General features: G+C 37.8%; 28 protein-coding genes. 9 read left to right on the plus strand and 19 right to left on the minus strand.

Going from position 1 to position 24,020, the window contains the following annotated elements; translation table 11 throughout:
* Positions 1-25: 25 nt before the first annotated feature.
* From PQ460_RS15570 to PQ460_RS15605, 8 genes are all read right to left on the minus strand, one after another.
* Positions 26-1,111 (minus strand): FUSC family protein, encoded by a 1,086-nt coding sequence (locus PQ460_RS15570; protein WP_273615678.1) that lies wholly within the window; start codon positions 1,109-1,111, stop codon positions 26-28.
* Between the two features lie 96 nt (positions 1,112-1,207).
* A complete protein-coding gene (locus PQ460_RS15575; protein ID WP_273615677.1) occupies positions 1,208-1,744 on the minus strand; it encodes a DUF2062 domain-containing protein in 537 nt (178 codons plus the stop codon).
* A gap of 168 nt (positions 1,745-1,912) precedes the next feature.
* Positions 1,913-2,653 (minus strand): glycerophosphodiester phosphodiesterase, encoded by a 741-nt coding sequence (locus PQ460_RS15580; protein ID WP_274170373.1) that lies wholly within the window; start codon positions 2,651-2,653, stop codon positions 1,913-1,915.
* Positions 2,654-2,812: 159 nt separating this feature from the next.
* Positions 2,813-4,249 (minus strand): serine hydrolase domain-containing protein, encoded by a 1,437-nt coding sequence (locus tag PQ460_RS15585; protein WP_273615675.1) that lies wholly within the window; start codon positions 4,247-4,249, stop codon positions 2,813-2,815.
* A gap of 207 nt (positions 4,250-4,456) precedes the next feature.
* On the minus strand, positions 4,457-5,485 hold the full coding sequence (locus PQ460_RS15590) for an ABC transporter substrate-binding protein (protein ID WP_274170374.1): 1,029 nt from the start codon (positions 5,483-5,485) through the stop codon (positions 4,457-4,459).
* Positions 5,486-5,718: 233 nt separating this feature from the next.
* Positions 5,719-6,270: an alpha/beta hydrolase gene (locus PQ460_RS15595; protein WP_274170375.1), complete on the minus strand. Its 552-nt coding sequence runs from the start codon at positions 6,268-6,270 to the stop codon at positions 5,719-5,721.
* A gap of 160 nt (positions 6,271-6,430) precedes the next feature.
* A complete protein-coding gene (locus tag PQ460_RS15600) occupies positions 6,431-6,904 on the minus strand; it encodes a DinB family protein (protein ID WP_273615672.1) in 474 nt (157 codons plus the stop codon).
* 33 nt (positions 6,905-6,937) lie between these two features.
* Positions 6,938-7,144, minus strand: coding sequence for a hypothetical protein (locus tag PQ460_RS15605; protein ID WP_273615671.1), 207 nt, complete (start codon positions 7,142-7,144; stop codon positions 6,938-6,940).
* 279 nt (positions 7,145-7,423) lie between these two features.
* Between PQ460_RS15605 and PQ460_RS15610 the strand changes: the two genes are divergently transcribed.
* Both PQ460_RS15610 and PQ460_RS15615 read left to right on the plus strand, forming a co-directional pair.
* Entirely contained in the window at positions 7,424-7,777 is a 354-nt protein-coding gene (locus PQ460_RS15610) for a sigma factor-like helix-turn-helix DNA-binding protein (RefSeq protein WP_273615670.1), read from the plus strand.
* On the plus strand, positions 7,723-7,938 hold the full coding sequence (locus tag PQ460_RS15615; RefSeq protein ID WP_273615669.1) for a helix-turn-helix domain-containing protein: 216 nt from the start codon (positions 7,723-7,725) through the stop codon (positions 7,936-7,938). Before PQ460_RS15610 ends, PQ460_RS15615 begins: the two co-directional genes overlap by 55 nt.
* Before the next feature lie 173 nt (positions 7,939-8,111).
* Here the strand turns inward: PQ460_RS15615 and PQ460_RS15620 are convergent, their stop codons facing one another.
* Both PQ460_RS15620 and PQ460_RS15625 read right to left on the minus strand, forming a co-directional pair.
* On the minus strand, positions 8,112-8,714 hold the full coding sequence (locus PQ460_RS15620) for a cupin domain-containing protein (protein ID WP_274170376.1): 603 nt from the start codon (positions 8,712-8,714) through the stop codon (positions 8,112-8,114).
* 163 nt (positions 8,715-8,877) lie between these two features.
* On the minus strand, positions 8,878-9,447 hold the full coding sequence (locus PQ460_RS15625) for a DUF1572 family protein (RefSeq protein ID WP_273615667.1): 570 nt from the start codon (positions 9,445-9,447) through the stop codon (positions 8,878-8,880).
* A 386-nt stretch (positions 9,448-9,833) separates the two neighbouring features.
* On the opposite strand from PQ460_RS15625, the gene PQ460_RS15630 reads away from it, so the two are divergent.
* Complete coding sequence (locus tag PQ460_RS15630; protein WP_274170377.1) at positions 9,834-10,553, plus strand: TetR/AcrR family transcriptional regulator; 720 nt, start codon at positions 9,834-9,836, stop codon at positions 10,551-10,553.
* On the opposite strand, the gene PQ460_RS15635 is transcribed toward PQ460_RS15630, so the two are convergent.
* Positions 10,548-12,500, minus strand: a complete 1,953-nt coding sequence (locus PQ460_RS15635; RefSeq protein WP_274170378.1) for a bifunctional 2',3'-cyclic-nucleotide 2'-phosphodiesterase/3'-nucleotidase — start codon at positions 12,498-12,500, stop codon at positions 10,548-10,550. The two genes, PQ460_RS15630 and PQ460_RS15635, sit on opposite strands and share 6 nt — an antisense overlap.
* A 352-nt stretch (positions 12,501-12,852) precedes the next feature.
* On the opposite strand from PQ460_RS15635, the gene PQ460_RS15640 reads away from it, so the two are divergent.
* From PQ460_RS15640 to phnE (PQ460_RS15655), 4 genes are all read left to right on the plus strand, one after another.
* Positions 12,853-13,800, plus strand: a complete 948-nt coding sequence (locus PQ460_RS15640; RefSeq protein ID WP_443147164.1) for a phosphate/phosphite/phosphonate ABC transporter substrate-binding protein — start codon at positions 12,853-12,855, stop codon at positions 13,798-13,800.
* Positions 13,801-13,946: 146 nt separating this feature from the next.
* Positions 13,947-14,786: a phosphonate ABC transporter ATP-binding protein gene (gene phnC, locus PQ460_RS15645; RefSeq protein WP_274170379.1), complete on the plus strand. Its 840-nt coding sequence runs from the start codon at positions 13,947-13,949 to the stop codon at positions 14,784-14,786.
* A gap of 2 nt (positions 14,787-14,788) precedes the next feature.
* A complete protein-coding gene (gene phnE, locus PQ460_RS15650) occupies positions 14,789-15,568 on the plus strand; it encodes a phosphonate ABC transporter, permease protein PhnE (RefSeq protein WP_273616278.1) in 780 nt (259 codons plus the stop codon).
* The gene (gene phnE / locus PQ460_RS15655) at positions 15,565-16,362 is read left to right on the plus strand and encodes a phosphonate ABC transporter, permease protein PhnE (RefSeq protein ID WP_274170380.1); all 798 of its coding nucleotides are present in this window, start codon (positions 15,565-15,567) and stop codon (positions 16,360-16,362) included. Before phnE (PQ460_RS15650) ends, phnE (PQ460_RS15655) begins: the two co-directional genes overlap by 4 nt.
* A 91-nt stretch (positions 16,363-16,453) precedes the next feature.
* Here phnE (PQ460_RS15655) and PQ460_RS15660 read toward each other — a convergent pair whose 3' ends face one another.
* The 5 genes from PQ460_RS15660 to PQ460_RS15680 all read right to left on the minus strand — a co-directional run bounded on the left by PQ460_RS15660 (position 16,454) and on the right by PQ460_RS15680 (position 20,636).
* Positions 16,454-17,071 carry a sugar O-acetyltransferase gene (locus PQ460_RS15660; protein ID WP_273615661.1) on the minus strand — a complete coding sequence of 206 codons (618 nt, stop codon included), beginning with the start codon at positions 17,069-17,071 and terminating at the stop codon, positions 16,454-16,456.
* Positions 17,072-17,198: 127 nt separating this feature from the next.
* Positions 17,199-18,611, minus strand: a complete 1,413-nt coding sequence (locus PQ460_RS15665; protein ID WP_274170381.1) for a DUF4179 domain-containing protein — start codon at positions 18,609-18,611, stop codon at positions 17,199-17,201.
* Positions 18,598-19,131 carry a sigma-70 family RNA polymerase sigma factor gene (locus PQ460_RS15670; RefSeq protein ID WP_274170382.1) on the minus strand — a complete coding sequence of 178 codons (534 nt, stop codon included), beginning with the start codon at positions 19,129-19,131 and terminating at the stop codon, positions 18,598-18,600. Before PQ460_RS15670 ends, PQ460_RS15665 begins: the two co-directional genes overlap by 14 nt.
* A gap of 144 nt (positions 19,132-19,275) precedes the next feature.
* Positions 19,276-20,004, minus strand: coding sequence for a class I SAM-dependent methyltransferase (locus tag PQ460_RS15675; RefSeq protein WP_274170383.1), 729 nt, complete (start codon positions 20,002-20,004; stop codon positions 19,276-19,278).
* 122 nt (positions 20,005-20,126) lie between these two features.
* Positions 20,127-20,636, minus strand: a complete 510-nt coding sequence (locus PQ460_RS15680; protein WP_274170384.1) for a hypothetical protein — start codon at positions 20,634-20,636, stop codon at positions 20,127-20,129.
* Between the two features lie 464 nt (positions 20,637-21,100).
* Here PQ460_RS15680 and PQ460_RS15685 point away from each other — a divergent pair, with 464 nt between their 5' ends.
* Both PQ460_RS15685 and PQ460_RS15690 read left to right on the plus strand, forming a co-directional pair.
* Positions 21,101-21,832 (plus strand): superoxide dismutase family protein, encoded by a 732-nt coding sequence (locus PQ460_RS15685; RefSeq protein WP_273615657.1) that lies wholly within the window; start codon positions 21,101-21,103, stop codon positions 21,830-21,832.
* 210 nt (positions 21,833-22,042) lie between these two features.
* Positions 22,043-22,354, plus strand: coding sequence for a hypothetical protein (locus PQ460_RS15690; protein ID WP_274170385.1), 312 nt, complete (start codon positions 22,043-22,045; stop codon positions 22,352-22,354).
* Between the two features lie 10 nt (positions 22,355-22,364).
* Here PQ460_RS15690 and PQ460_RS15695 read toward each other — a convergent pair whose 3' ends face one another.
* The 3 genes from PQ460_RS15695 to PQ460_RS15705 all read right to left on the minus strand — a co-directional run bounded on the left by PQ460_RS15695 (position 22,365) and on the right by PQ460_RS15705 (position 23,922).
* Complete coding sequence (locus PQ460_RS15695; protein ID WP_274170386.1) at positions 22,365-22,751, minus strand: hypothetical protein; 387 nt, start codon at positions 22,749-22,751, stop codon at positions 22,365-22,367.
* A gap of 32 nt (positions 22,752-22,783) precedes the next feature.
* Positions 22,784-23,338, minus strand: coding sequence for a hypothetical protein (locus PQ460_RS15700; protein WP_274170387.1), 555 nt, complete (start codon positions 23,336-23,338; stop codon positions 22,784-22,786).
* Between the two features lie 62 nt (positions 23,339-23,400).
* Complete coding sequence (locus PQ460_RS15705; protein ID WP_274170388.1) at positions 23,401-23,922, minus strand: HPP family protein; 522 nt, start codon at positions 23,920-23,922, stop codon at positions 23,401-23,403.
* Positions 23,923-24,020 lie beyond the last annotated feature (98 nt).

Below are 24,020 nucleotides of genomic sequence, written 5' to 3' on the forward strand. Positions count from 1 at the left end.
CATCTTCGATGTATCGACTTGGGTATTATTGCTTCCAAGGCCAAGTCGGAAAATTTCTGCGTTCCTGTTTCTCTTCGTTTTCTTTTTCAACTGTATCATGTTTAGAACTGGTATGATCTACTAAGCGATTAAGGCGTTCTAATTGATAGCCATAATCATACATCACAGCGGCTACAATAGACAACCTTAGAACACCGCTAAAATTTTCTTGATAGCGATCAATCATTGTATCCAAAAATTGATCGTTTGCTTGTTCTACTTCTTCAGCCTCATGGCCATCATTTTTAATCTTATTATCCAGCTTCAGCAAAATATGCTCATGGAACTTAATTAATTGTTCCAAATGATTATCGAAATAATCATCTAACTGCGGAGTACGTTCTGCTTGAAAATAATGTTGCTCTATAGCAGTTAGCACATCTACTCCCTTCCTAAGCGCTGTTAGCATTTGTTTGTTCACTACAATGTGTCGATGACGACTGAATGAAGCTCGTTTTAATTTTTTGAGTTCTTCTTCCATCAGATTGTACTTATCGCTTAACGACTGAATCGAATTTTCCAGTGCTTTTTTTTCTTCGCGAAACACAGATTCTTTGATTTCATCTGAAACCGCTGTCCGTAAAAGCAAAGATAACTTAGCAAATGTATTCTCAATCTGCCCTTTAAATTGTTCTAATGGCTTAGGTGGTGCAACCAGTATATTAATTAAAAAGGCAGATACGATACCAATAATACTGAGTGAAAAACGATTAAGCGCAAATTGCCATTGACCTGAAGCTTCCATTACCGAAATAACAGTAACTAATGTCAGACCAATCGTATCTCCCATTTTGAGACGCAAACAAATCATAATCACCACAACACACATTAAGCCAATCGCGATCGGCTCGTTAGAGAAAAACATTCCTCCAAGTAGTGCTAGTATGGCTCCTAATGTATTGGTCTGAATCTGATCCAGAAAATAACGGAAAGAGCGGTAAATCGATGGCTGCATCGCAAAAATAGCAGCAACAGCAGCAATTACCGGTGGCGTCAGATTAAGCCAGGAGCTAATGTATAAAGCAAGCGTAACCGCAATTCCGGTTTTGAGCATGCGGGCTCCAAAATTCACATGTGTTCCTCCTTCTGAATAATACGGGTTCGAATAGATTAATCTTTGAGTATAATAGTGTTGTGAAAATAGTGGAATATATAGTATTACCCCAGATTAGTCCTTTTGTGAAGCAGAAGGATGAACTTTTTTACCTCGAAGTCTACGCAGTAACGGTATACGATACTTTAACATCACCCATTTGATCACAATATAAATAATAATTGCAAAAATAACACTGTTTACAGCAGCTCCTGTAATAAAATCAACCCCTGCATCACGCCAATGATGAGACTGGTGTATCGGTTGCATATAATCTTCCGGCCAGTCTGGAATATCAATCTTAGGCATACTAGCAGGAAGACTGGAAGAACGCCATAATGTCACTAAAAAATGCCCTGTATGATAATTAAGAAAAAATGTTAAGGGCCAGACAAAAGAATCCAATGAAGCAGCAAAAATCGCTGCTGGCATAGCTCCTTTGAACAAACGCGTTAATCCTAATGACAATATGGGACCGATCCCTATCAGCGGATACCAACTCGGGAATAATCCTACAGAAAAACCAATAGCTACTTGATGTGCTCCTTTTTTTAAGCGCAGCAGGCGAATCATATTTAATTTCAAAAATCGTCCCGGGTGAATTTTTTTCATCAGGACCTCCAATCAGAGCCTTATCCATGTCAGTATTCTTTATTGTAACTGGTTCTTTTACGTAAAGAAAGTCTGGCTTCATGGAATTTGTCGAAATATGACAAAAAGCGCCCTTCCGTATGATAACGGCATTAGGCGCTCTGAAATGTATAGCAATATACCTACTACTCAAACAATAATTTTATCGCGGAGTAATTGTGCCAAAATATCGGGATAATCGGTGATAATACCGCCAACTTCCATCTCTATCAGCTTACGCATCATAGCAGGATCATTCACCGTCCATACATTATAGATCACGCCTGCTTGCTGTGCTTGTTGAACAGCTTCTGCTGTCACTGTAGCATAATGAGAATGTAGAGCAGTAGCGCCTATACTGTTAGCATAATTCCACGGTCTTACCAGATTTTCCACATACAAAATCCCTGTCTGAATATCAGGTGCCAATTGTTTACACGTTTCCAGCGTATAATGATCAAAGCTTGAAATCACTACCCGATCAGCTAGACCATATTCATGGATAGCATCTACTAATTTCTGCTCAATTCCTATGTACGGCTCAATATTATTTTTGATCTCGATATTCAGGGTCATCTCTGTTGGTGCAATCCAGTTCAATAATTCACTTAATAATGGCACATGTTCATTAGCAAATTGTTCACCATACCATGAACCTGCATCTAACGTTTTGATTTCATCATAAGTGACATCTTTGATCTGACCATCATATCCGGTAGTACGCTTTAAGTTTTCATCATGAATAAGAACAAGTTGTCCATCTTTGGTCATTTGTACATCAGTTTCAATCCCGGTTGCTCCCAATTCCAAACTTTTCTCAAAAGCCGCCATTGTATTTTCTGGGCAATACCCGGAAGCTCCTCTGTGCGCGTAATTGATAATCGATTTCATGGAATAGCTCCTTTTCGATATAGCTGATTTGTAATGTAAGTATTTACTTTACCAATTATACACTTTAATGATTAGCAGAATATAAAAAAAACCACCTTTTATATATTCTAAAAGGTGGTTTTTTGCAAAAGCGATTCATCGCCTATTCATGTTAAACTATTATTTTACAAGGGCTTTATTTGCTAACACTTGTGTATCAGCTAACATTTTTTGCATATCCATACCATAATGATTTCCTAGTAAAATAACGAGAACATCATCATCTAAATTATGCGTAAATCCTGTTGCATAACCTGTTCCACTACCATTGTGATAGATAGTACGTTTGCCGTCTACATTTTTGATCAAAAAAGCATAGCCATACGGTTTCAGATCCGAATACGTTGTAAACATTTTGTTTACTGTATCTTCACTCAAAATCGTATGATTATCAAACGATTTGTACCATTTCATCATATCGTCCAGTGTCGAGTAAAATGTACCTGTACCGGATTGAGAAACATAATAGCCCGCTTCATCCCAAGCATCGCCATCTTTTACATATCCAGTGATCGTTTTGGTTGCAGGTGTAGTCTCGCCTGTATCTTTCATATTCAATGGATCAAGGAACGTGTGTTGAATATACTGACCGTACGATTCTCCAGATACCTGTTGAATAATATAAGCTAGCAATACATAACCTTGATTACTATAGTTAAATCGTTCACCGGGCTCAAAACGCAATGGTTTGGTTTTGATCTCATCAACAGTCTGCTCTAACGTCATTCCTTCGGTACGGGTAAAGTTAGAGTTAAAGCCTGCGGTGTGAGATAACAGCATATGCACTGTAATTTCGTTACCACGCGGGAAATCTGGAATATAATCAGATAGATGATCAGTTAATTTCACTTTACCATCTTCGATCAATTTCATCACTGCGGATGCAGTAAACGATTTGCTTAATGAAGCGATACGTGATTTGCCATCAGGTGGTGTTGCTTTTTCGCCACCAGCTAATCCGTATCCTTTACGCATAATCACTTTTCCTTTGTAAGCTATCAAAGCAAGACCTGAATAATTTTGAGACTGTAAATACGTATCTACTGTTTTGGCAGAGCTTGCATATACAGTAGATTGATCTGGCGTCAAATTAATTGTAGTCACTTCTGGGGTAGAACTTACCGTCAAATTAGCTTTTAGAGAATCTGACAAAAATCGTGCAGGAACCATCATCGTACCGTATACGTTACGAGACACTTCTGGCATTTCAATCTCATATCCATCTAATGTAATCTTATTGGTATTCGGTGTATGTACAACCTTGTCTCCATGACTATACATAACAACAGAACGAGTCGAGGCATCCCATTGCGCTGTTGCTCCTAATTCACGAGCAGCTTGGCGTAAAGGAACCAACGTTGTTCCTTTGGTTACAAATGGTGCAGTCTCCCAGGTAACTTCTTTACCAGCAATCGTAATGATAGCGGGCTTTTCTGTAGTTGCTGCTTGAGCTTTGGGAGCGATATGCGAAGCAGGCGCAATTGTAGCAGTTAGTGCAGTAACGATTAGCAATTTGGTCGTTAATGATACCCAATTGCTCTTTTTAACAAATGTCATAACGGTAAAATCCTCCTAAATCAGATGTAGCATCAAACGCATGCTCACGTGGCCGGTAATATGCAGCAATATCTATTATAGTATTTCAGCCTTCGTACAAGCAAGGCGAATCATTTATTCGCTACCTTATACTTTACCAAAACCTTGTTATAAGTGTGTACGCTATATCTCCTCTAAAAGTTGTGCTGATCTCTGATTTAGTCCATTTTATGACGATGAAGTGAGTTGTTGTACGGCATCTTTTATTTTGAATTGATCAGCAATAGGGCCTGTACTGATCCAATACTTGGCATTTACAGTATATAGATGCTTATGTTGAACAGCCGGCAAAGCTTGCCAGATAGGAGACTTCTGTAATTCGGCAAATTGAGACTGATCTTTCTGCAAATCTTCACTTGTGCCACCTGCGCTACCGGATGTGACAAATACATAATCAGCAGTGACTTCAGGAAGTACTTCTGTAGACAGATTTACATTTTGCTTATCAGGATTCTCGGTTTGTAATTGAGATACAAGAGGCATAGGCAGTAGCCCTAGATCGTTGTATAACATACCTGCATAACCTGGCAATTCTTTACCTTCTCGATCTTTATACCCTGGCAGATACAGGCGAATATCTTTGCTAGTCGTCCGCACAAAAGCAATCGTAGCTTTTGAACCTACGGCTGTCGTTATTGCTTTTTTGGCTTGTTGAACCTGAGTATTATGATCTGCTATGACTTGTTGCGCTTGATCTTTCAAATCTAATGCTTTACCTATTTTGACAATAGATGTTTTCCAATCTTCACGATCATACACAATCGTAGGAGCAATTAAGCTTAACTGATCATATGTAGTTCGATCAATCGTTGCACTGGCTACAATCAGATCGGGTTGTGCTTCTGCAAAAGCTTCTAAATTAGCTAATCCACTATCCATATTTAGAATAGATGCATTTTGAGCTTTCAAGCGATCTTCCAGATAATAGTTTTCACCTACAGATACACCTAATACTAATGGTGCTTGAAGTGAGAGTAAGATATCTTCCAAATTGTATGAAGCAATTCGCTTCGGATGTACCGGAATTGCTGTTGTACCAAATACATGTTCTACTGATACTGTCTGTACAGAGTCAGTCTGTTGATTGGATGTAGCTGATGATTGTGATGTACCTGTATTCGCTCCACACCCTGTGATGATTACACATAGCATGATCACAAAGAAAGGTAACATTTTAACCCAAGATAATTGTTTCATTTTTTCACTCCTTATGTTAATTGAGAATAATTATCATTTATAAATATAACATAAGTTAGTCTATTGTGACGCTATAATGAGCATATTTTTAGATTTCGCTGTATACATGTCCAAATGCATACAAAAAAACCTGCTAGTTCTCTGTAAGATGACTATGCATCTATGAGAATGTAGCAGGCTTATTTCTTTATCGCATGATAAAGAGTTGCAACCACAATAAAACACTAGAATATTTAGAAAAATTCATTATAGTGTATCACTACTTGCTTTAAAAATTGCAAAGATTGATCGATACTCGGCGCTTCTAGCAAATGATTCGCGTCAGGAAAAACAACGGTGTCTATATAAGGTAAATGGTTTATTTTGTCCTGACTAAGATGACTGAACATAGGATCATTAGTGCCATAGATTAATAATCCCTGAGATTGAATAATATACGGTACAGTCTGATCTAAAGGCGTTAAAAAAATATGACGTACAGGTAACGATTTGTATTGTTCAAATACGCCTCCTGCTATCAATGTACCGAGACTTTTGCTAATACTGATGTAGTTGGTATATCCAAACACACTTAACTGTCTAATCACATCTGTACATTCTTTAATCAAAATATCTCGTTGATCTGATTCCAGTTCGGTTCGAGCCGCTTGATACCCGTATTCTAATTGCAATACATCATGCCCTTTTTCTAAAGCACTTTGGGCTGCGTAATACAATAAAGAACGTTCACAAGAATAACTTTTCCCCGGAAATAAAATGATTAGTGTAGAGGAACCTTGTGTCATATGTATATGTCTGCATTTTGTCCCCCAATAAGAATCCGTTTCGATCATCTTCTTTTTAAGCAACATCATCGTCCCCCTCTACAAGCTAGCCTGATTCCCCATTGCACAAGCTATCTAATATTCACGTCATACAAAAGTAAAAGTTGTGTTCACATCATCCTTATCGTTGTAATCCTCTACGAATAAGATTGGCACTCACTGGCTCACGTCCCACTTCTCGCGCCCATACTGATAACTGCCCTACATGATGAATCTCGTGTGCAATCACATGACGCATCACTTCTCCATACGTTAATTGTTCTGTAGAGCCATCTTTACGTACATTATGCAGAATTTTGGTTTCTTGCTCAGGTGTCCATGCTTTTACATAAGCGCCTACTTCTACATGCAATTGAGACGATAATGCACGTAATCGTTCTACCGTCTGATAATCTGCAAAATCAGTAAGCAAGCTGTTCTGATCTCTCAGATCATTAATCCAGCTATACTCTACATCGATAATATGATAGAGCGTATACAAGATACTACCGACTCCGCCTGTACGTTGTTGTAATAACTCCTGTTGTGATAATGATTCACACCAATCGAACCATTCTTGACGTACTTGCCAGTTATAACGAAATAACATCTCCATAATAATCCCTCCTTTCTTGTTGGTATAGATATGCTATTGAAAACAATGATACAGATAAGTCTTCCCATTCATACTGCGCTGTTCGGGATCATAGATATGAGAAGTAAGTAATTGTTCTACGGTTAATGAAAGAATAAATTTCTGCAACTGAATCTGATCATCAAATTGCAAACGCAGTACCTGATCATGTTGGTCATCTTCTAATGTAATATCCCAAGTTCCTATATTCGCGTTTGTCATTTTCAAGCACTCCTTGTTGATGTGTGTTAACCCATAGTATACATGACATCCCTTTATTTTTCCTATCATTTCCTCTGCCTGATTGTACAAATAAAATTACTTTGCGACAGAACGACAGGCAAGCTATTTATCTATAGCAAAATAGAATGTATTAAGAATATCAACGCTATGATAGGGCACTTCTGTTTTATTATGTAATTTCTTCCTTATCCAAGTTGTATTTTTATCCAAATTTTTACTATAGATATGAAAGCTATTTTATCGCAAAGGAGGTACATCATGTCAGACCTAACCACCAATCAGACGTACGAACGCTATAAGCAACAACTTCAGCGGATCGCGTGGCGCTTACAATATCGTACTCATACACGCCTCCGTAAAGAATTACCTATCTTATATGATTTTAGTAGTTCACCTTCTTTTGCAGAAGAAGTTGATTCTCAATTACTGGTAGAGCAGTGGATTCACTCTCTGCCTACTGTCAAAGAACAAGAAGTTATACGTTCGCTTTTTATTCAAGAAAAAACCGAAAAACAAGTTGCCCAACAATTTAATATTTCACAACAGGCGGTGAGCAAATGGAAAAAGAAAGCACTCCAATCCATCTATCAGAAGATGAATTATGCCAATTGATTCGTCAAGCAGCTACATCCGACAAAAATGCTTTGCAAAAGGTGATTGATTTGTTTGAACAAGAAATGATTTCATTAAGTCGATTTATCAAAATGCCTCAAGAAGATGCTTTGCAGACTCTTAAGCTTGCACTGATCGAACTTATTTTAAGCGGCTTTTAAAACAACAAATAAGATCGTTTCTAGAAGATGTAGAAATGATCTTATTTGTTCGTTTTTAATAAAAATAAATGGACATCATAATACCCGATACCTCTGAAAGATAACTCCAGAGGATATCGGGTGTTTTAGTCCTTTGATTCAGAAAGAGAGTGATTACTGATATTAAACTTTAATTACTTTTTGCATTTTTTGCTGTCTTTATCATCGGTGTCTTCATCTGAGCGTGGATCATTATCCGTATCTGTACCTACTTTAAGTGTATCATCTGTTTCTGGATCGACAGGTCCAATCACTACCGTACTTGTGATAGGAGATACTAATTCTTCATAATCTTCTGCTGGAATACCATACGCCAGATCGAATACTTCTCCCGGTGTAAATCTTAAAATATCTGAACCCGCAACTGTTGTCGGTTCATTGTTATTGAATACGACCAGAATATGCGTTTTGTCTGTTAGTGGCGTAATCCAGTGCCAGTAACCTTGTGGAATAAACAGTACATCCCGAGCTTTAAGATGATATTTCTGCAACTGTTTGTATACAGGATCGAAAATAACAAATTCCAGCTCGCCTTCAATCACATAATCGTATTCTGCGGAGTTAGGATGCCAGTGTGGCTCACGAATATTACCTTTGGTCATATACAAATCAGTTGATGCGACCCCTTCAAGTGAAGGAATTTGCGAAACATTCGTCTCATATCCTACATTGTCTGCGTTGCGACGAAATAATACATTACCTTGTGTGTTGAATTTTAAATTCGGTGATCCTGCCATGTGAATATCCACCCTTCTCTTATCCATAATAGTGTTAGGTTCGAAAAGGAATCCGGTAAGGAGTCGCTATTCCCTCGCGTGCATCCTTCCGTTTCGTTCCTACACTGGTATGGTAATTGGAGCGTGATGTATACAACCTGATTACCGATTTATTTTCAACTGATTATTGTTTTAATTCACTATCAGTAAAATGACGTATACCTTTTTCTTGTTCAAATTTGTTCTGATTATACGTAGCAGAGCTTTTACGCGGGATCGATAGGCTGTCCCAAGGACTGGTTTTGAGCATTTTGGCAATATAGACGATCTGTCCAACATGATAAGGATAATGAGCCAACTGCCGATTGATCGCTTCAAGCAACGTATGCCCTTCATTACGAATATAGATAATATCTTCTAATTGGTGAGGTTCAACCTGATCTAATGTAGCAAATAAACATTGCCAGCCTTCTTCCCATTTGGCTATAACGTCTGTGGCGGTTGCTAGATCATTTTCAAATTCAGCATCTCGATTGCGCCATTCTTTCTCCCCATCGGTTGTCCATATATCAGTCCAACGTGATAACATATTTCCCCACAAATGCTTGACGATCATAGCAATACTATTACTTTCTTCATTAGGAATCATAAATAACTGTTCTTCTTCTAACTGAGCTATCGCTTTATCGCCTAATGTTTTGTAATACAGAAATTGCTTGCGCACGCTTGATAATATATTAGTATAGATATCCATCGTTACACGCTCCTCTGGTCATTTTGTAATATTTACCTTTTCCTGTTATATAACAGTGTAAAGTACTGCAAGCGCTATTCCCAATTCTTTTTTATCATGTAAGCGATTAAATATTTATATAAGTAACTATTTACACTTTAGAAATAGGGATAAAATGTCGAAATATATATTATCGTGTAGTATTATTCTTCAATCAAGTCATTCATTTCAATATACTGGCTATTGGCATGAATAGGATAGATTGCAGTATGATAGATATACCGTAGCTTTTTCTACACAAATATTACTTATTAATAACTTTTGAATTGGTTTAACCATGTTATACCGTATAATGGTACTGCTCATTTGGATTGTGCATTGTTATATGCAGAAAGGAACTAACTATCATGAAGCACCATGCTAGACGCCAACGAGATAATGAACAATTACGAAGCAAAATTATGGATGCGGCACGTACTCTTTTTGTTACAGAAGGATACGCTCATGTGTCGATGCGTAAAATTGCAGATCGTATTGAATATTCACCAACAACGATTTATCATTATTTTGCAAATAAAGAAGCGATTGTACAAGAATTATTGCGTGAAGTGTATTCTCAATTCTTCACCGTTTTAACCAAGCAAGCAAATGAATTAGAAGAAAATGGATACGATATTCCAGCACGTCTATTTCTGGTTTCCAAAACATATGTAGAATATGGTATTACGCATCCTGATCATTACGATATTATGTTTATCAGTAATCTTGAAGCGGTATCTAATGCAGAACTTGATGTTAACGATCGTCTCAATGGATATACGTTTCTTCATGAAGCGGTACAGATTGCGATTGATCAAAACTATATTATCCATGCAGAAGCAGATATGATTGTACGCTCACTATGGGCAATGTTACATGGATTGACTACAACATTATCTAGCTTTGCAGAGAATATTGGTCAAGAAGAAGAGCAATCAGCACAGACAACACAAAAGGATATACCGTCTAAAAAAGACAACAGTATATCCCCGTATAAACAGCAAATTGTCGACTTTACCCTTCGTCATTATATGAACAGTATTCTCAAGCCAGGTACAGTTTTACCCGATTCTGATCCTGTTCTATAATTTCAAATGATAAATAGCAAATCCTTCCCCGTTTATTCCACTGTAAGATAGCTGTGGATAAGCGGATAGGATTTTTTGTGCATCCGGTGAAGACAACATCGTAATCGTGGGCTGTAATGATAAAGATGCGCGTTCTTTATCTGATCCCCCTAGTGTAAGCGACCAATTATGATCAGCTTCTGGATGAATGATCTTCTGCTCTCGAATATACTGAATTAACACTTCACGATTTTCTACAGGTACATCCAAGATCACACGCTCTCCATCTGGATTAGCAAAAGGTGTAGAATAGGCCCGGTATTGATTGGTGACTACTATATATTCAGAATGATCTTCGATCTCTTTCCCGTGATAACATAAAGCTTCGATTCGATAGGCTTGCGGATTCAATATATATCCTGCTGGATGATAACGTGGTGGCTGACATACATTAATCTGATACGTTATTCCGTCGATTATATCAAAGTTAAACGATGGAAAATCAGGATTAATCAGCGCTTGCTCTGCTTTAGATTGTAGATCAATCTGCTGATAAAGACCCGCAGACCATTCGAGCCATTCTCGAATCTCTGCTCCAGTTAGACGAACGGCGCATAACGTATTAGCGTAATTATAAATATCTGAAGTATGCTGTAGCGTTAATTCGCCTGCTTCTATATAAGCGTAATAGTGAGGTCCATAACGTCCGCCTGTTTTGAAAGCAGAAGCAGCAGACAATATAGGCAGATGACCATACGCATGATCTGATAACGCTTGCTCTGCATACCATACTTGCGCATTATTAATCACTTGCACATAAGCGCTATCCATAATGAGTGAAAAATAACTGTACAATGGAATATCACTTTCACCTACAGGCGTCTGAATATGATCCAGTATAATCTGATGAGGAATAGAAGCTATTTGTTCTAATTCAGTATCTGCTTCTACACTGGCAAGCCCTTGTTCCCGGTGATAAATCGCTCGTAATTGAGAAGAACCAGCTTGTACTGTCCAGATATCATTGTCATATTGTAAATGCAGATCGATCATACCAAGATGGCTTCCCCATACTCCTGCTTCTACAGCAGGTATACCGTTAATTGTTCCTCGCTCCAGGTCTACCCCTTGTTTACCTGCAAATTCATTGCCCGGAAATAGCTTATGCGCATGACCAAAAAAAATTGCATCTATACCTTGTATCTGGCTAATCGGTAACACTGCATTTTCAGTAAGTACACCCGGATCTTCTGAATCTACATATCCTGTATGTGCAAGTATAACAATAAGATCAGCGCCTGCTTCACGCATCTGCGGAATCCAATACTCTACCGCTTCTACCATAGGTTGCACTGTAACTTTACCTTCCAGATGGGCTTTGTCCCATTGCATAATCTGAGGTGGTACTACACCAATCACACCGATACGAATAGGATATATATCCCCATCATCAGCTACAATCTGTCGCTCTAAGATTAGATAAGGTGGCAGTAATGTATCTGCTGTTCCTTCTCCTCCATCTGTTGCCGAATCAATAGTGTCTATCGAAGTTTGATAAATATTGGCATTCGTATATGGAAAGTTCGCTCCTGTTATACATTGCTGCAAATAATCCAATCCATAATTAAATTCATGATTGCCTACTGTCGCTGCATCATAAGACAATCTATTCATTAACTGATACATCGGATGAACTTTTTCCCCATCTTCTAGCTCTGAATCCTGTTGCCAGAACAGACTGGAAGCGGCGTAATCGCCTAACGGATTCCCCTGCAAAATATCTCCATTATCAAACAGCAAATGATTATTCACTTCTTTACGTGCTTGATGAATCAGAGTCGCTGTGCGCGATAATCCAATATCTACAGTCTCTACATTTCGATAGTAATCATATCCTGTAAGACTTACATGTAGATCCGTGGTTCCTAATAAACGCAACTGAGCTGTAACCGGTTGCCTGTTATTCATGATAGACTCCTTCTTTCGCGTTCATAATCATAACCATTTTACAAAACATTTGACCACTGTTTAATATTTTACAAATAATTGACAGAATTCATCATTTGCGCTGACCCTTTGTATCCCATAAAAAAGTAGAATAGCATTTGTGGGTTGTTGATTACCATTTACAAATGTATAACAACTTTAAAAGTGATATTAACTATCATAGTTATACCTTAGCTGTTCGTAAATAGTAAATATCTAACCTACAAATGATTACATAAGGGAGTTTTGCATACTTCAAACTTGGCTATGATCTACGTCATGTCTAGCTTTACCCACACAACCAGTAAGACTACTTTTCTAGGGGGAACTAAAAGTGTTTAAAAAAATATTAATGTTAAGTATGACTGTTGCTCTAGCAACAGGACTTGCCGCTTGTGGTAATCAAGCCGCATCTACAGGAACAAGCAATGCAGCCGAGTCTTCTAGCTATGTACCGACAGAATTGAAAGTACAATTTGTACCTTCACAAAATGCAGATACACTGGAAGCCAAAGCCAAACCACTTGAACAATTATTAGGAGATAAATTAGGGATTCCGGTCAAAGTTACTGTATCCCCTGATTACAATACAATCGTAGAAGCGATGGCTTCCAAACAAATTGATGTTGGTTTCTTGCCACCAAATGCTTATGTATTAGCTCACGACAATCGCAAAGCTGCGGATCTGTTGCTTCAAGCACTTCGCTTCGGTGTTAATGATGAGACCGGTCAACCAACAACCGATAAAGTAAACTTTTACAAATCTATGATTATCGTTAAAAAAGATTCCAATATCAAAACATTGGCTGATCTTAAAGGTAAAAAAATGGGCTGGCAAGATGTAACTTCTTCTGCGGGTTATGTATTCCCGGCGGCTGAAATGAAAGCAGCAGGTATTGATCCTGATACCGATGTACAAGGTGTAACGATCAAAGGACATGATGCAGCAGTAATGGCTTTGTTAAATGGACAAGTTGATGCTGTCGCTGTATTCCAAGATGCTCGTAACAATGTTAAAAAAGACGTTCCAAACGTATTTGAACAAACACGTGTCCTTCACTTTACGGCTCCAATCCCGAACGATACGATCAGCGTACGTTCAGATATGGATCAAGCATGGCGCGATAAAATCAGTCAAGCATTTATCGATATTGGTAATGATCCAGAAGGTAGCAAAATTATCCAAGAAATCTACAGTCATGTAGGTTATGAAAAAGGCGACGATAAAAACTTCGAACCTGTTCGTAAATATGCTGAAGCTGTAGGTCAAGCTACGAAGTAAACCAAGAATGTAGTGAGCATTGAGCAGCACCGTCCTTTTTTACGGGCGGTGTTTGCTATTTTACATAGCACACTGGATAGCAAGCTTACTTATTTCGCGGACAGCATCATGACATTATTATTCTGAATATAGAAAGTTGGCAAATCATGATTACATTCAATAACGTTTCCAAAGTCTATCCTAACGGCACCAAAGGACTTAAAAATATTAATCTTACGATCCATGAAGGTGAACTGGTTGTGATTGTAGGTTTGTCCGGTGCAGGTAAATCTACGTTGCTTCGTTCGATCAATCGGTTGATTGATATTAGCGAAGGGGATATTCAGATCAATAGCCAATCAATCACATCTGCTTCCGGTGCCAAATTGCGCCGTATCCGTCGTGGGATCGGGATGATTTTCCAAAGCTTTAATCTGGTCAAGCGCTCGACTGTGATGCGCAATGTATTATCCGGACGAGTCGGTCATCATTCTACATTACGTACTGTGTTCGGCATGTTTCCCAAAGAAGATCATGAATTGGCTTTAGATGCTCTAGCTCGTGTTAATTTGCAAGAAAAAGCATACAGTCGTGCAGATCAATTATCCGGTGGACAGCAACAACGGGTATCTATTGCGCGCGCACTGGCGCAACAACCACAGATTATTCTAGCTGATGAACCTGTTGCTTCTCTTGATCCTTTAACGACCCGTCAAGTGATGGACGATCTTCAACGTATTAATCAAGAACTCCAGATTACAACGATTATCAATCTACACTTTATCGATCTGGCTCGTGAATATGCAACTCGTATTATCGGGTTACGGGCAGGAGAAATTGTATTCGATGGTACGCCTGCTGAAGCAACAGACGATGTATTTTCTCATATTTACGGACGACCAATTCATCGTGATGAAGTATTAGGCTCTAATGCACCGGGTGAAGATATCGTTACTGTTATTCCAGATGCTTCGGATATCAAAGTAACTTCTGGAGAACCATTATGAATATGACGATCGAAGCACCGACAGCTCCCAAAAAGTATAAAAAAATCTTAACATGGTTGTTCTTTGTTGTTGTACTTGTGTTATGTAGTATCCAAACGGAAGTGACTCCTTATCAGCTTATACGTGGACTACCGCAAATGGGTATTTTACTGGGCGAAATGTTTCCTCCTGATTGGAGCTACTTGCCTACGATCTGGAAGCCTATGGTTGAAACAGTACAGATTGCGCTAGTAGGAACGATGTTGGGTGGATTGTTAGCGATCCCTGTATCGTTATTGTGTGCTTACAACATTGTACAGAGTCGATTAGTGTCTTTGCCTGTGCGATTAATTCTAAATCTGGTACGTACGATTCCTGATCTGTTATTTGCTGCTATCTTTGTAGCGATTTTTGGAATAGGGCCGTTTGCAGGGATGTTAGCGATTCTATTTTTCTCTTTTGGACTGATAGCCAAGCTTACATTTGAAGCGATTGAAGCGATCGATCCAGGTCCAATGGAAGCCATGACAGCTGTCGGAGCGAATAAGATTCAATTAATTGTGTTCGGAGTGATTCCGCAAGCATTGCCTTATTATATGTCTTATCTATTGTATGCTTTTGAAATTAACGTACGGGCTGCTTCTGTACTCGGTCTTGTCGGTGCTGGTGGGATTGGTCTTTTACTGGATCGTTCTCTCGGATTGTTCCGGTATGACCGGGCAGCGATGATTATTTTGCTCACGCTAGTGATTGTACTGGTTATCGATTATGGAAGTAATGTATTGCGGAGGAAATTACTATGAATCATACCTTACCTGCTAAGCCACTCTGGCACAAAATTCGTCCGTATTGTTGGGTTCTTTTTCTAGTTGTTGTGTATGTTTGGGCATTTAACGGTCTTCAATTTGAAGGTATTCAATCGACTGCCAAAAGTGTATCGTTATCGATTTTAGATGGATTTTTGCATCCAGATTGGTCATTTGTCTATGATCCAGCAGGCGAAGATTTATTGCGTGGATTGTTAGATACGTTAATTATTTCGATACTGGGTACATTCATTTCTGCATTTTTGTGTATTCCGTTTGCTTTCTGGGCGGCATCCAATATGAGCCGTCGTCGCCCTGTTTCTGGAACCGGCAAGTTCAGTCTTAGTGTGATTCGTGTATTCCCTGAAATGATCGTAGCTATCTTATTTATCAAAGCGGTAGGCCCGGGTTCATTTGCCGGCGTACTGGCATTAGGTATTCACTCGATCGGGATGCTTGCCAAATTATTTTCTGAAACAATAGAAAGTATAGATACCGGCCCTAGTGAAGCGTTAACTGCTGCTGGAGCCAGTCGATTACAAATTTTGTGGTTTGCTGTATTGCCACAAGTGATTCCACAATTTCTGTCATACTCATTGTATCGATTTGAAATCAATATTCGCTCTGCTACCACCCTCGGTCTTGTCGGTGCAGGCGGTATCGGAACACCACTTATTTTCGCGTTAAATATGCGTAATTGGAATCGAGTCGGTGTGATTCTATTAGGCATTATCATTCTTGTTATTTTAACTGATCTGATCTCCGGTTGGATTCGGAAGCGGATTGTATAAATGAAACAAAGCATGATTACTCAAGTGTTATACAAGAGTAGTCATGCTTTTTTTGTTTGCATTGGACACTATATGATTTTACATGTAAATACTAATGTTCAATCTCTGCTTCATATTCTGCTTTTTGCTGTTCCCAATACTGCTTATCTTCCTCTGTAATAGCACGTAGTACTTTGCAAGGATTTCCTACAGCGATTACGTTGTCAGGAATATCTTTAGTTACAATAGATCCTGAACCAATGACAACATTATTCCCAATCGTTACACCTGGATTAATCACCGTATTCCCACCTACCCACACATTATCTCCTATTGTAATTTCTTTGCCAAATTCTAAAAGGGTATTGCGCACATCAGGATCAATCGGATGCCCCGCAGTATACACGCCTACTCTGGGACCGAAAAACACATTGTTTCCTATCTTCACTTTGGCAACATCAATAATAATACAATCAAAATTCGCATAAAAATAATCGCCAACCGTAATATGACAACCATAATCACAACGGAACGGCGGTTCAATAAATACTTTTTCACCCACCGATTCAAATAATTGCTGAAGTAATTCCGTGCGATACTCCTGTTGCTCTTCGGTCGTGTTATTAAATAATCGGGTAAGCATCCGAGATTTTTTATTATCTAGCGCAAGCTCTCCAACCCCTGCCATATATAATTTCTGTGCTAGCATTCTTTCTTTATCTGTTGGCATATGTATGTTCCTCCTCTTTTTACCTCTTTACTGTTTATGCGTATGATATAAATGAATACAATCATAAACAGCTATTTTATCATACAAAAGAACCTTTCTCTAATAGGACGGGAAAGGTTCTTTATAATTATTTTCTTACTTGTTCTTCAATAGCTTGATTTAGATGAATCAGTGCTCCACCATAATCCAGAATTTCAAAAGTTAACGGTTGGACTACAGATTTAGTATCAAATCTCACTTCGTATTGTCCTTCTTGATTACCGTATAACATTCCTCCTTCTAAAGCATATTCCTTGCCCTTCGCATCTCTAAATGTTGACTTCATATCATAGATATATGCCGCGTCTGGATCAGCTACCGGATAAGATAATATCATCTGGGTCTGGTTATCTTGTTGTGCAATAGAAGAAATCTGAATATCTTGATCTTCAGTAGACTTAATTTTCATTTGTTCTGTATTAATAGTCACTTGTACAGGCTGAGCCAAAGCAGGTTTAATCTTGTCAATATCCACCCATAGTCGTTGATCCGAGCCATAATAATTACTTTCGCTATAATTTATAAAATGTCTAGTATTCCCATCTTCATACGTACTATATTTATTAATCACAAAAGAACTTCTAATTCTCCCATTCGGTTCATAAGCAATTAAATTAGAATAGATCCCTTGAAGTTTTCCTTTAGGTTGTTGCTCCCATACAAACTCGGTATCTGTTCGTAAAGGTGTCTGTGATACTTTAAGCAGTTTGAAAGTATACCCTTGAACAGTATACGATTTATTGACTATTGTTTCTTTTTTTAATCCTGCGAACTTGCTTGTATCGATCTGAAACGGAATATTTAGTGTTTCTACTTTGTTTTTATAAAACCCATTATGCACTGAGGCTGATAATACCATATGGTCAGGCACTTCACTCCAACTCGCAAAATCAAAAATCAATAGTCCATGACTTGATCTTTGTTTTTCTAATTGGTCTTGATCAGGTAACACAATATTGTCAAAGTAGTTGCCGATATTCATATTTTGCGATTGATTCATGAGAATAGGATGTTCTTCACTAGCAACCTCTGCTCGACCTTGATCATTAATTTTATTTTTCGCTGTATAAAAGATCATCACTCTGCTACTATCTGCAACGACACCTTCTATACTCAATGTATAATTTTCAGATTCTACTTTTTGATTAATAGGCTGATACAATCCATGATCAACAGCATTTTTTAATGATTTGGTTAACCCATTCTGTCTATATAATGTGTTCATATAATCAGGTAATCCTGAACGAACCAAAGGAATGGACGTATTAGATGTAGGAGTATATGAAATCCATATTCCTCCTGCTGTACATAGTAGAATAGCCATCATTGTAGCGATCCAAATAGGACGTTTCCATTGCCACGACTTTTGTTTTTTTTGACAATTAGCACGTTCTATACCTTTCATAATTGATTGTTCTAATTGCTGTTTTGTCACTTGTTGACTGAGCTCTTTTATCTCTTGAGCTTGTTTATGTAGCTGTAATTCATTAGAATTTTTCATTTCTAACTTCACCTCCTATATTGATCTTGGTTCTGATTTGTTTGAGTCCCTGATGGAGCCATGTTTTAACCGTTCCTTCTGATTTTTCTAATACTTTAGCTATTTCAGCAAGAGTCATATCATCATAGTATTTAAGAATTAATACATGTCGATAATTAGGCTTGAGACGATCCAAAGCCCGTTCCAAATCGAGTTTGTCATCATGCACCATTTCAGATACTTTTCCAATCATATGCCTTTCTAATAAAGGAACATTACGCTTGCGTCGTTTTAATTCATCCATACAGCAATTAATCAAAATCCGAATGAGCCACGGAATAAAAGCTTCGGGATGACGTAATTTATGACACTTAGACCATCCTCGATATGTGGTTTCTTGTAAAATATCTAGTGCGTCTGCTTCGTTGTGCATATAACTATAAGCAATTCCATATAACCTTCGCTGATGAGACGATACGAGATTATAAAATGCTTGCTCATCCCCTTTACAAGCAGCCACCGCCCATTCATGTTCCTCCATGATGACACTTCCTTTTCTCTATCTGAATATTGATATATATAAGACAACCAGAGTGTATAAACAGTTTTATTTTTTAACAGAACAAAAAAAAAGAGAGATTTCTCTCTCTTTTCATTATTTTAATCAGACACTATTAAGATACTTTTACAATTTGACCGCTTTAAACAAAATAAAAGAAGGCTTTCTTCGTTCTTGTTCAAGCTTCGGCATTTTCTCCAACCCTTCGGGAGTCGATTCGGGTTCGGTGATTTGTTGTATTATCAGTCCATGAGCAATCATGCCATTTACCAGTGTTGATACTTTCCGATGGTACTTAATCACATTGTCGACCACCCAATGTGTACTGCGCTGTCCTTCTTCTCCATAATTATCTATCGCATAATGAAGTTTATTCCCTTGCTCGTCTTCTATCCAACCGTCCATATCTAGCTTGGCTGTCGTAATCGGATGTTCGGTTGAAAAGACCAATGTTCCTCCCGGGCGTAACCACTTTGCAATCTGTGCCATCAGGCGATTATAGTCTGCTACATAATGAAAAGCTAAAGAACTTACAATCAAGTCAAACGATTCTGCTTCAAACTCTAATTCTTCCATCGGTGCATGAATATATGTAATTTGCGGAATCTTCGGCGCAATACTTAACATCTTACTTGAAATATCAGCTCCAGTGACATGGTCTGCTCCTTGCTCGACCATAACTAAAGCTAACTTACCAAATCCACAGCCCATATCAAGTACCTGCAATCCTTGTAGATCTGGTAATAATGCTTTCAAAGCAGGTTGCTCTACAAAATCATTAAATGTAATCCCTGAGCTCCGCAACTCTTTATAATATTCAAAAAAAGTAGGATTATCATAAATATTTTGACGCATAGCATATAACCTCCTAGACGCATTTAATTTTTACGATAAACTAAAATGTTCTGTCCGTTTAAACCCATTATACAATATAAAATAAAACAAAAGAGCCACTAAATATGGCTCTCGTGTATGTATTAATAACCGCCTGTATTTGAAGCCCAAACTGGACCTTTGCCAGTAGCATAAAGAACAACGTTTCCATCATCTTGTACAACCAGGCTATCTCCAATTAATCCAGCAGGTACATTACCTTTATAATGTGCATTGCTCCATCCTTTCACATCTGCTGTCCAAAATGCGATACCTTTAGAAGAATCAGTAACGCGCAGTGTATTAGGGAGAAGTGTTAATGCTTCTGGATATCTTTGAAATTCACGACCTAAAAATGTGTCATAGTATCTGAATACATCACCATCTGTATTGGTATCCCACATTGGAATGCCTGCATCGCGATACAATACCAAGTTGCCATCGTTTTGCATGACTAGATTAAATCTACCACTTGGGGAGGATAACATCTGACCTTTAGCCAATGTCTCGCCAACGTTCAGTGTACTTTTAGCAGATGCAGCTGAAGCATGGTTGAACTGAAGCATAAATACTGCAAGTAAAACTAGAACAAACTTTAACGAAATACTTTTCATCATCATTTCTCCCTTTAGATATAATTTTAATTCCTGCCATAATATATTACAAATTTCAGGTATTATCAACTAATATTTAACATTATATATAATTAAAGGATTTCAAGAGTGATCGGTTATTTTATATAGTTTTTAATACAAATCGGGTATATTTTAATAAAATTATTACATTGTAAGTAAGATTGCTAGCTTCTAAATATAGGAAAAACAAAGCTAAATAGCTTCGTTTACTTCAGTTGATATCTATTTTTAAATCAACGCTAAAAAATGATTTTAATAATTCTACTGATTATTTGATCATTTCTACTGATTTTATTTCTATATATTTATACAAAAAGATCACATATAGACATCTATTATTGTATGTATATGTTCCTGTAACTTTGAGTACTTCTGCTTACAATATATTTTTAAGGGTATAAATGTAAAAAGAACCTATTTATTCAAAGGAGGAATTTGGACTTATGAAGAAGCCTTTAGGTAAAAAGCATATGGTACTCTCTTTTCTTGGTGGAGCTTTATTTTTCTCAGGAATTTCGTTTGCGGCAGATGCGACGACAGTCACTCCGAATACAGAGGCTTTAAAATTTTACGTAGATGGTGAACAAAAAGTCACTTCAGCTCAATATAATAATCAAGGTAGTGTTGTCCCGCAGTCTTTTACGTATAGTGGAACAACCTATGTACCTATTCGTCATGTAAGTGATCTACTCGGGAACAAAATGTACTGGGAACCTCATTCTGCTACGATCTCTGTAAACAGTCCAGTCGTCGAGATCAAAAATGCTAAAGGCGAGTCCATAGGTACAGCGATGCTGACACAAGATCAGAATAATGTGAATATCAAAATTAATGTCAAAAATCTACCCGCAGGCAAGCATGGAATTCATGTTCACCAATCGGCTATTACCAATAACGATTTTGCGACAGCAGGATCACATCTTAATCCAGGCGGACATGAACATGGTCGACTTAATCCCAAAGGACAACATACAGGCGATCTACCTAACTTAGAAGTAGCCGCAGATGGTACAGCTAATGCCACCATGGTATTGCCAAATGCCAGTCTAGAAAAAGGAGATGAACATTCTCTTTTAGGTGCTTCTATTATTATTCATGCTGCTCCTGATGATGAAATGACGGATCCAACCGGAAATTCAGGAGATCGTATCGCTGGAGGAAATATTCCACAGTGATCTATAGTCTACACGTTGCTAAATAGAACGCTAAAAAAACTCTCTATATCGTTTAGAGAGTTTTTTAGCGTTACCCTATAATATATATCTTCTACCTTTAATTTGTTCTTTGCCGTAGGCGTAATGTCCAAAATAGTCTAAAATAGAAGTATCTTTCTCTATAGACTATACTGAGGATATCGCATTCCTTTGTGAAAGAGGTGTACATTCATGCCTATTCTTCGTAAGCCGATCAGACGCACAAGACAGATTATCACATTGATTGCTATTGTTGTCGTGGCTGTAACGTTTCTATATGTGAGCAGTATCAAGACTACAGAAGGTGTGTTCCGCGTAATTGGAGTGACCAATCAAGGAATTGTTGTTCAACAAGGTCAGCAAACGGCCAATCTCAAAACCACGCCGGACATTATGCAATTGGTACAGATCGACCAGCTTTACTTTATCCGTTACCATTCAGACTGGATACGTAATCCCAAGTTAGAAGATATTCAACTGGTTGCGCCAAAAAGTGCAGGGTAACAAACTCAAACTACTCTTTATATAATGGTCTAAGGACATCACTATCATACCCTATATGATTCAGTACAGTGATACCATCTTCATGTACTATAGTTTGTTCCCCTGTCCATTGATGGACAAGCCCGTATTCTATCAATTCTTTTACTCTGACAGGATGGTTCAAGTTGTATACTACTTCCTCTTTTTGTATACGGTGATATAAAGTAATTCCAGTTAATAAAGGACACCCTGCAATTACATTATCCTTAGTTGTAAAATGGAAAACGAGTGCATCATTTTTTTGATTTTGCAAAGTAATTTTTAGATGTACTTCCCATTGTTGATTTTGATAAGAATCTTTTAGAGTATAAATATACGTTTTTTCTTTAACAGTGATCGTTCTTGTTTTTTTCTTCATATTCCAAACCCCTATTTTAAAAAACATGTTTATTATTTAAGAAATCGTTCCACTAATCCTGTAGCACTGACGTACTTGGGATTATAATGCAGACGTAGAAGTACCTCATCTGTTGCTTCCCCTTTCAATCCTTTTACATAGAGAGTTCCTTTTCCTTTGTCTTTCAAATAACGACTGGTTTCTCTGTTAGAAGTGGTATCGCTAGCGTTGGTATGTTCATTGTCTTGTGAGTACATAAATGCAGTTTCAAATGTTCGATATCCTTTACCAAATACATACATATACTTATATCCATCGTTTGGATCATCATCTGTACCCAGACTCAAAAAGTAAATCTGCTGTTTCTTATGGTCTGCATGAGACTCTTGTAACCATTCATCTACAAACTTTTGGTGCTGCGGTTCAATCTGATTAAATTCGTATGTATAAATATCTTGCAGTAATGGTTTCTCTACCTCTTGTTGGTGCTGTACGATGGTTGGCTTAGTCACTATAGAAGGTTGTTCTGTACTTGTGCAACTGGTCAGCAAGATCATACTTGCTATAGAAGTATTAATGAAGATTTGTCGCATATCTTCTCCTGTCATAAGGCTTGGTAATAGAAAAAGGATCACATCAAAAGATATAACCTTGATAGGATCCTTTTTTATTATATCCAAAATGTAGGATATTTTCTATTTTTGATTAAATTATTGTAGAGCACAGCTACACATACGATAACAATTGAGCCGATTAACACCGGAGTCACTAGAAAAGACCACGTACTTGCTGCGGTTATAACTACAATAGGATTGGCTCCAGCAGGCGGATGAGTCGTTTTGGTCAGTAACATTAGTGCAATGCCTAATCCAACAGCAACCGACAAAGACCAAATACTATTTCCCCAAAGATGATACACTGCCAGACCGCACAAAGTTGTCACCATGTGTCCACCTATAATATTTCTCGGCTGTGATACAGGAGCCTCTGGCAGTACAAAAGCCAGCACACAACTTGCTCCAAAAGGAGCTATTACTAAAGACCATTGCAATCCTTCAGCCATACTTTCTAATAGAAGTATCGTCAAAAATCCTCCTACAAAAGCAACGACAGCCTGCCATATATTTATTTTCAAAGGCGACCTCGCATGTGTTACGAATTTAGCAAAATAGGCTTTTATTGCTTTCTCCACTATCATTACTCCTCTATCCATGATGTTCTCTATTCAGAGTATACACGAATACAAGGCATCTATATAATGAATAATATCGATAAGTATTATCTAATAAA

Source organism: Paenibacillus sp. KACC 21273 (genome assembly GCF_028736095.1).
In the GTDB taxonomy this organism is placed as follows: domain Bacteria; phylum Bacillota; class Bacilli; order Paenibacillales; family Paenibacillaceae; genus Saccharibacillus; species Saccharibacillus kyungheensis.

Excerpts from the sequence above, each read along its gene's own strand:
- PQ460_RS15690 (WP_274170385.1), top strand. The coding sequence starts at position 22,043 with ATGCCTATTCTTCGTAAGCCGATCAGACGCACAAGACAGATTATCACA.
- PQ460_RS15600 (WP_273615672.1), bottom strand. The coding sequence starts at position 6,904 with ATGGAGATGTTATTTCGTTATAACTGGCAAGTACGTCAAGAATGGTTC.
- phnE (WP_273616278.1), top strand. The coding sequence starts at position 14,789 with ATGACGATCGAAGCACCGACAGCTCCCAAAAAGTATAAAAAAATCTTA.
- PQ460_RS15660 (WP_273615661.1), bottom strand. The coding sequence starts at position 17,071 with ATGCCAACAGATAAAGAAAGAATGCTAGCACAGAAATTATATATGGCA.
- PQ460_RS15700 (WP_274170387.1), bottom strand. The coding sequence starts at position 23,338 with ATGACAGGAGAAGATATGCGACAAATCTTCATTAATACTTCTATAGCA.
- PQ460_RS15610 (WP_273615670.1), top strand. The coding sequence starts at position 7,424 with ATGTCAGACCTAACCACCAATCAGACGTACGAACGCTATAAGCAACAA.
- PQ460_RS15635 (WP_274170378.1), bottom strand. The coding sequence starts at position 12,500 with ATGAATAACAGGCAACCGGTTACAGCTCAGTTGCGTTTATTAGGAACC.
- PQ460_RS15680 (WP_274170384.1), bottom strand. The coding sequence starts at position 20,636 with ATGAAAAGTATTTCGTTAAAGTTTGTTCTAGTTTTACTTGCAGTATTT.
- PQ460_RS15615 (WP_273615669.1), top strand. The coding sequence starts at position 7,723 with ATGGAAAAAGAAAGCACTCCAATCCATCTATCAGAAGATGAATTATGC.
- PQ460_RS15670 (WP_274170382.1), bottom strand. The coding sequence starts at position 19,131 with ATGGAGGAACATGAATGGGCGGTGGCTGCTTGTAAAGGGGATGAGCAA.
- PQ460_RS15695 (WP_274170386.1), bottom strand. The coding sequence starts at position 22,751 with ATGAAGAAAAAAACAAGAACGATCACTGTTAAAGAAAAAACGTATATT.
- PQ460_RS15580 (WP_274170373.1), bottom strand. The coding sequence starts at position 2,653 with ATGAAATCGATTATCAATTACGCGCACAGAGGAGCTTCCGGGTATTGC.
- PQ460_RS15585 (WP_273615675.1), bottom strand. The coding sequence starts at position 4,249 with ATGACATTTGTTAAAAAGAGCAATTGGGTATCATTAACGACCAAATTG.
- PQ460_RS15625 (WP_273615667.1), bottom strand. The coding sequence starts at position 9,447 with ATGGATATCTATACTAATATATTATCAAGCGTGCGCAAGCAATTTCTG.
- PQ460_RS15590 (WP_274170374.1), bottom strand. The coding sequence starts at position 5,485 with ATGAAACAATTATCTTGGGTTAAAATGTTACCTTTCTTTGTGATCATG.
- phnC (WP_274170379.1), top strand. The coding sequence starts at position 13,947 with ATGATTACATTCAATAACGTTTCCAAAGTCTATCCTAACGGCACCAAA.
- PQ460_RS15595 (WP_274170375.1), bottom strand. The coding sequence starts at position 6,270 with ATGACACAAGGTTCCTCTACACTAATCATTTTATTTCCGGGGAAAAGT.
- PQ460_RS15685 (WP_273615657.1), top strand. The coding sequence starts at position 21,101 with ATGAAGAAGCCTTTAGGTAAAAAGCATATGGTACTCTCTTTTCTTGGT.
- phnE (WP_274170380.1), top strand. The coding sequence starts at position 15,565 with ATGAATCATACCTTACCTGCTAAGCCACTCTGGCACAAAATTCGTCCG.
- PQ460_RS15575 (WP_273615677.1), bottom strand. The coding sequence starts at position 1,744 with ATGAAAAAAATTCACCCGGGACGATTTTTGAAATTAAATATGATTCGC.
- PQ460_RS15665 (WP_274170381.1), bottom strand. The coding sequence starts at position 18,611 with ATGAAAAATTCTAATGAATTACAGCTACATAAACAAGCTCAAGAGATA.
- PQ460_RS15620 (WP_274170376.1), bottom strand. The coding sequence starts at position 8,714 with ATGGCAGGATCACCGAATTTAAAATTCAACACACAAGGTAATGTATTA.
- PQ460_RS15630 (WP_274170377.1), top strand. The coding sequence starts at position 9,834 with ATGAAGCACCATGCTAGACGCCAACGAGATAATGAACAATTACGAAGC.
- PQ460_RS15605 (WP_273615671.1), bottom strand. The coding sequence starts at position 7,144 with ATGACAAACGCGAATATAGGAACTTGGGATATTACATTAGAAGATGAC.
- PQ460_RS15675 (WP_274170383.1), bottom strand. The coding sequence starts at position 20,004 with ATGCGTCAAAATATTTATGATAATCCTACTTTTTTTGAATATTATAAA.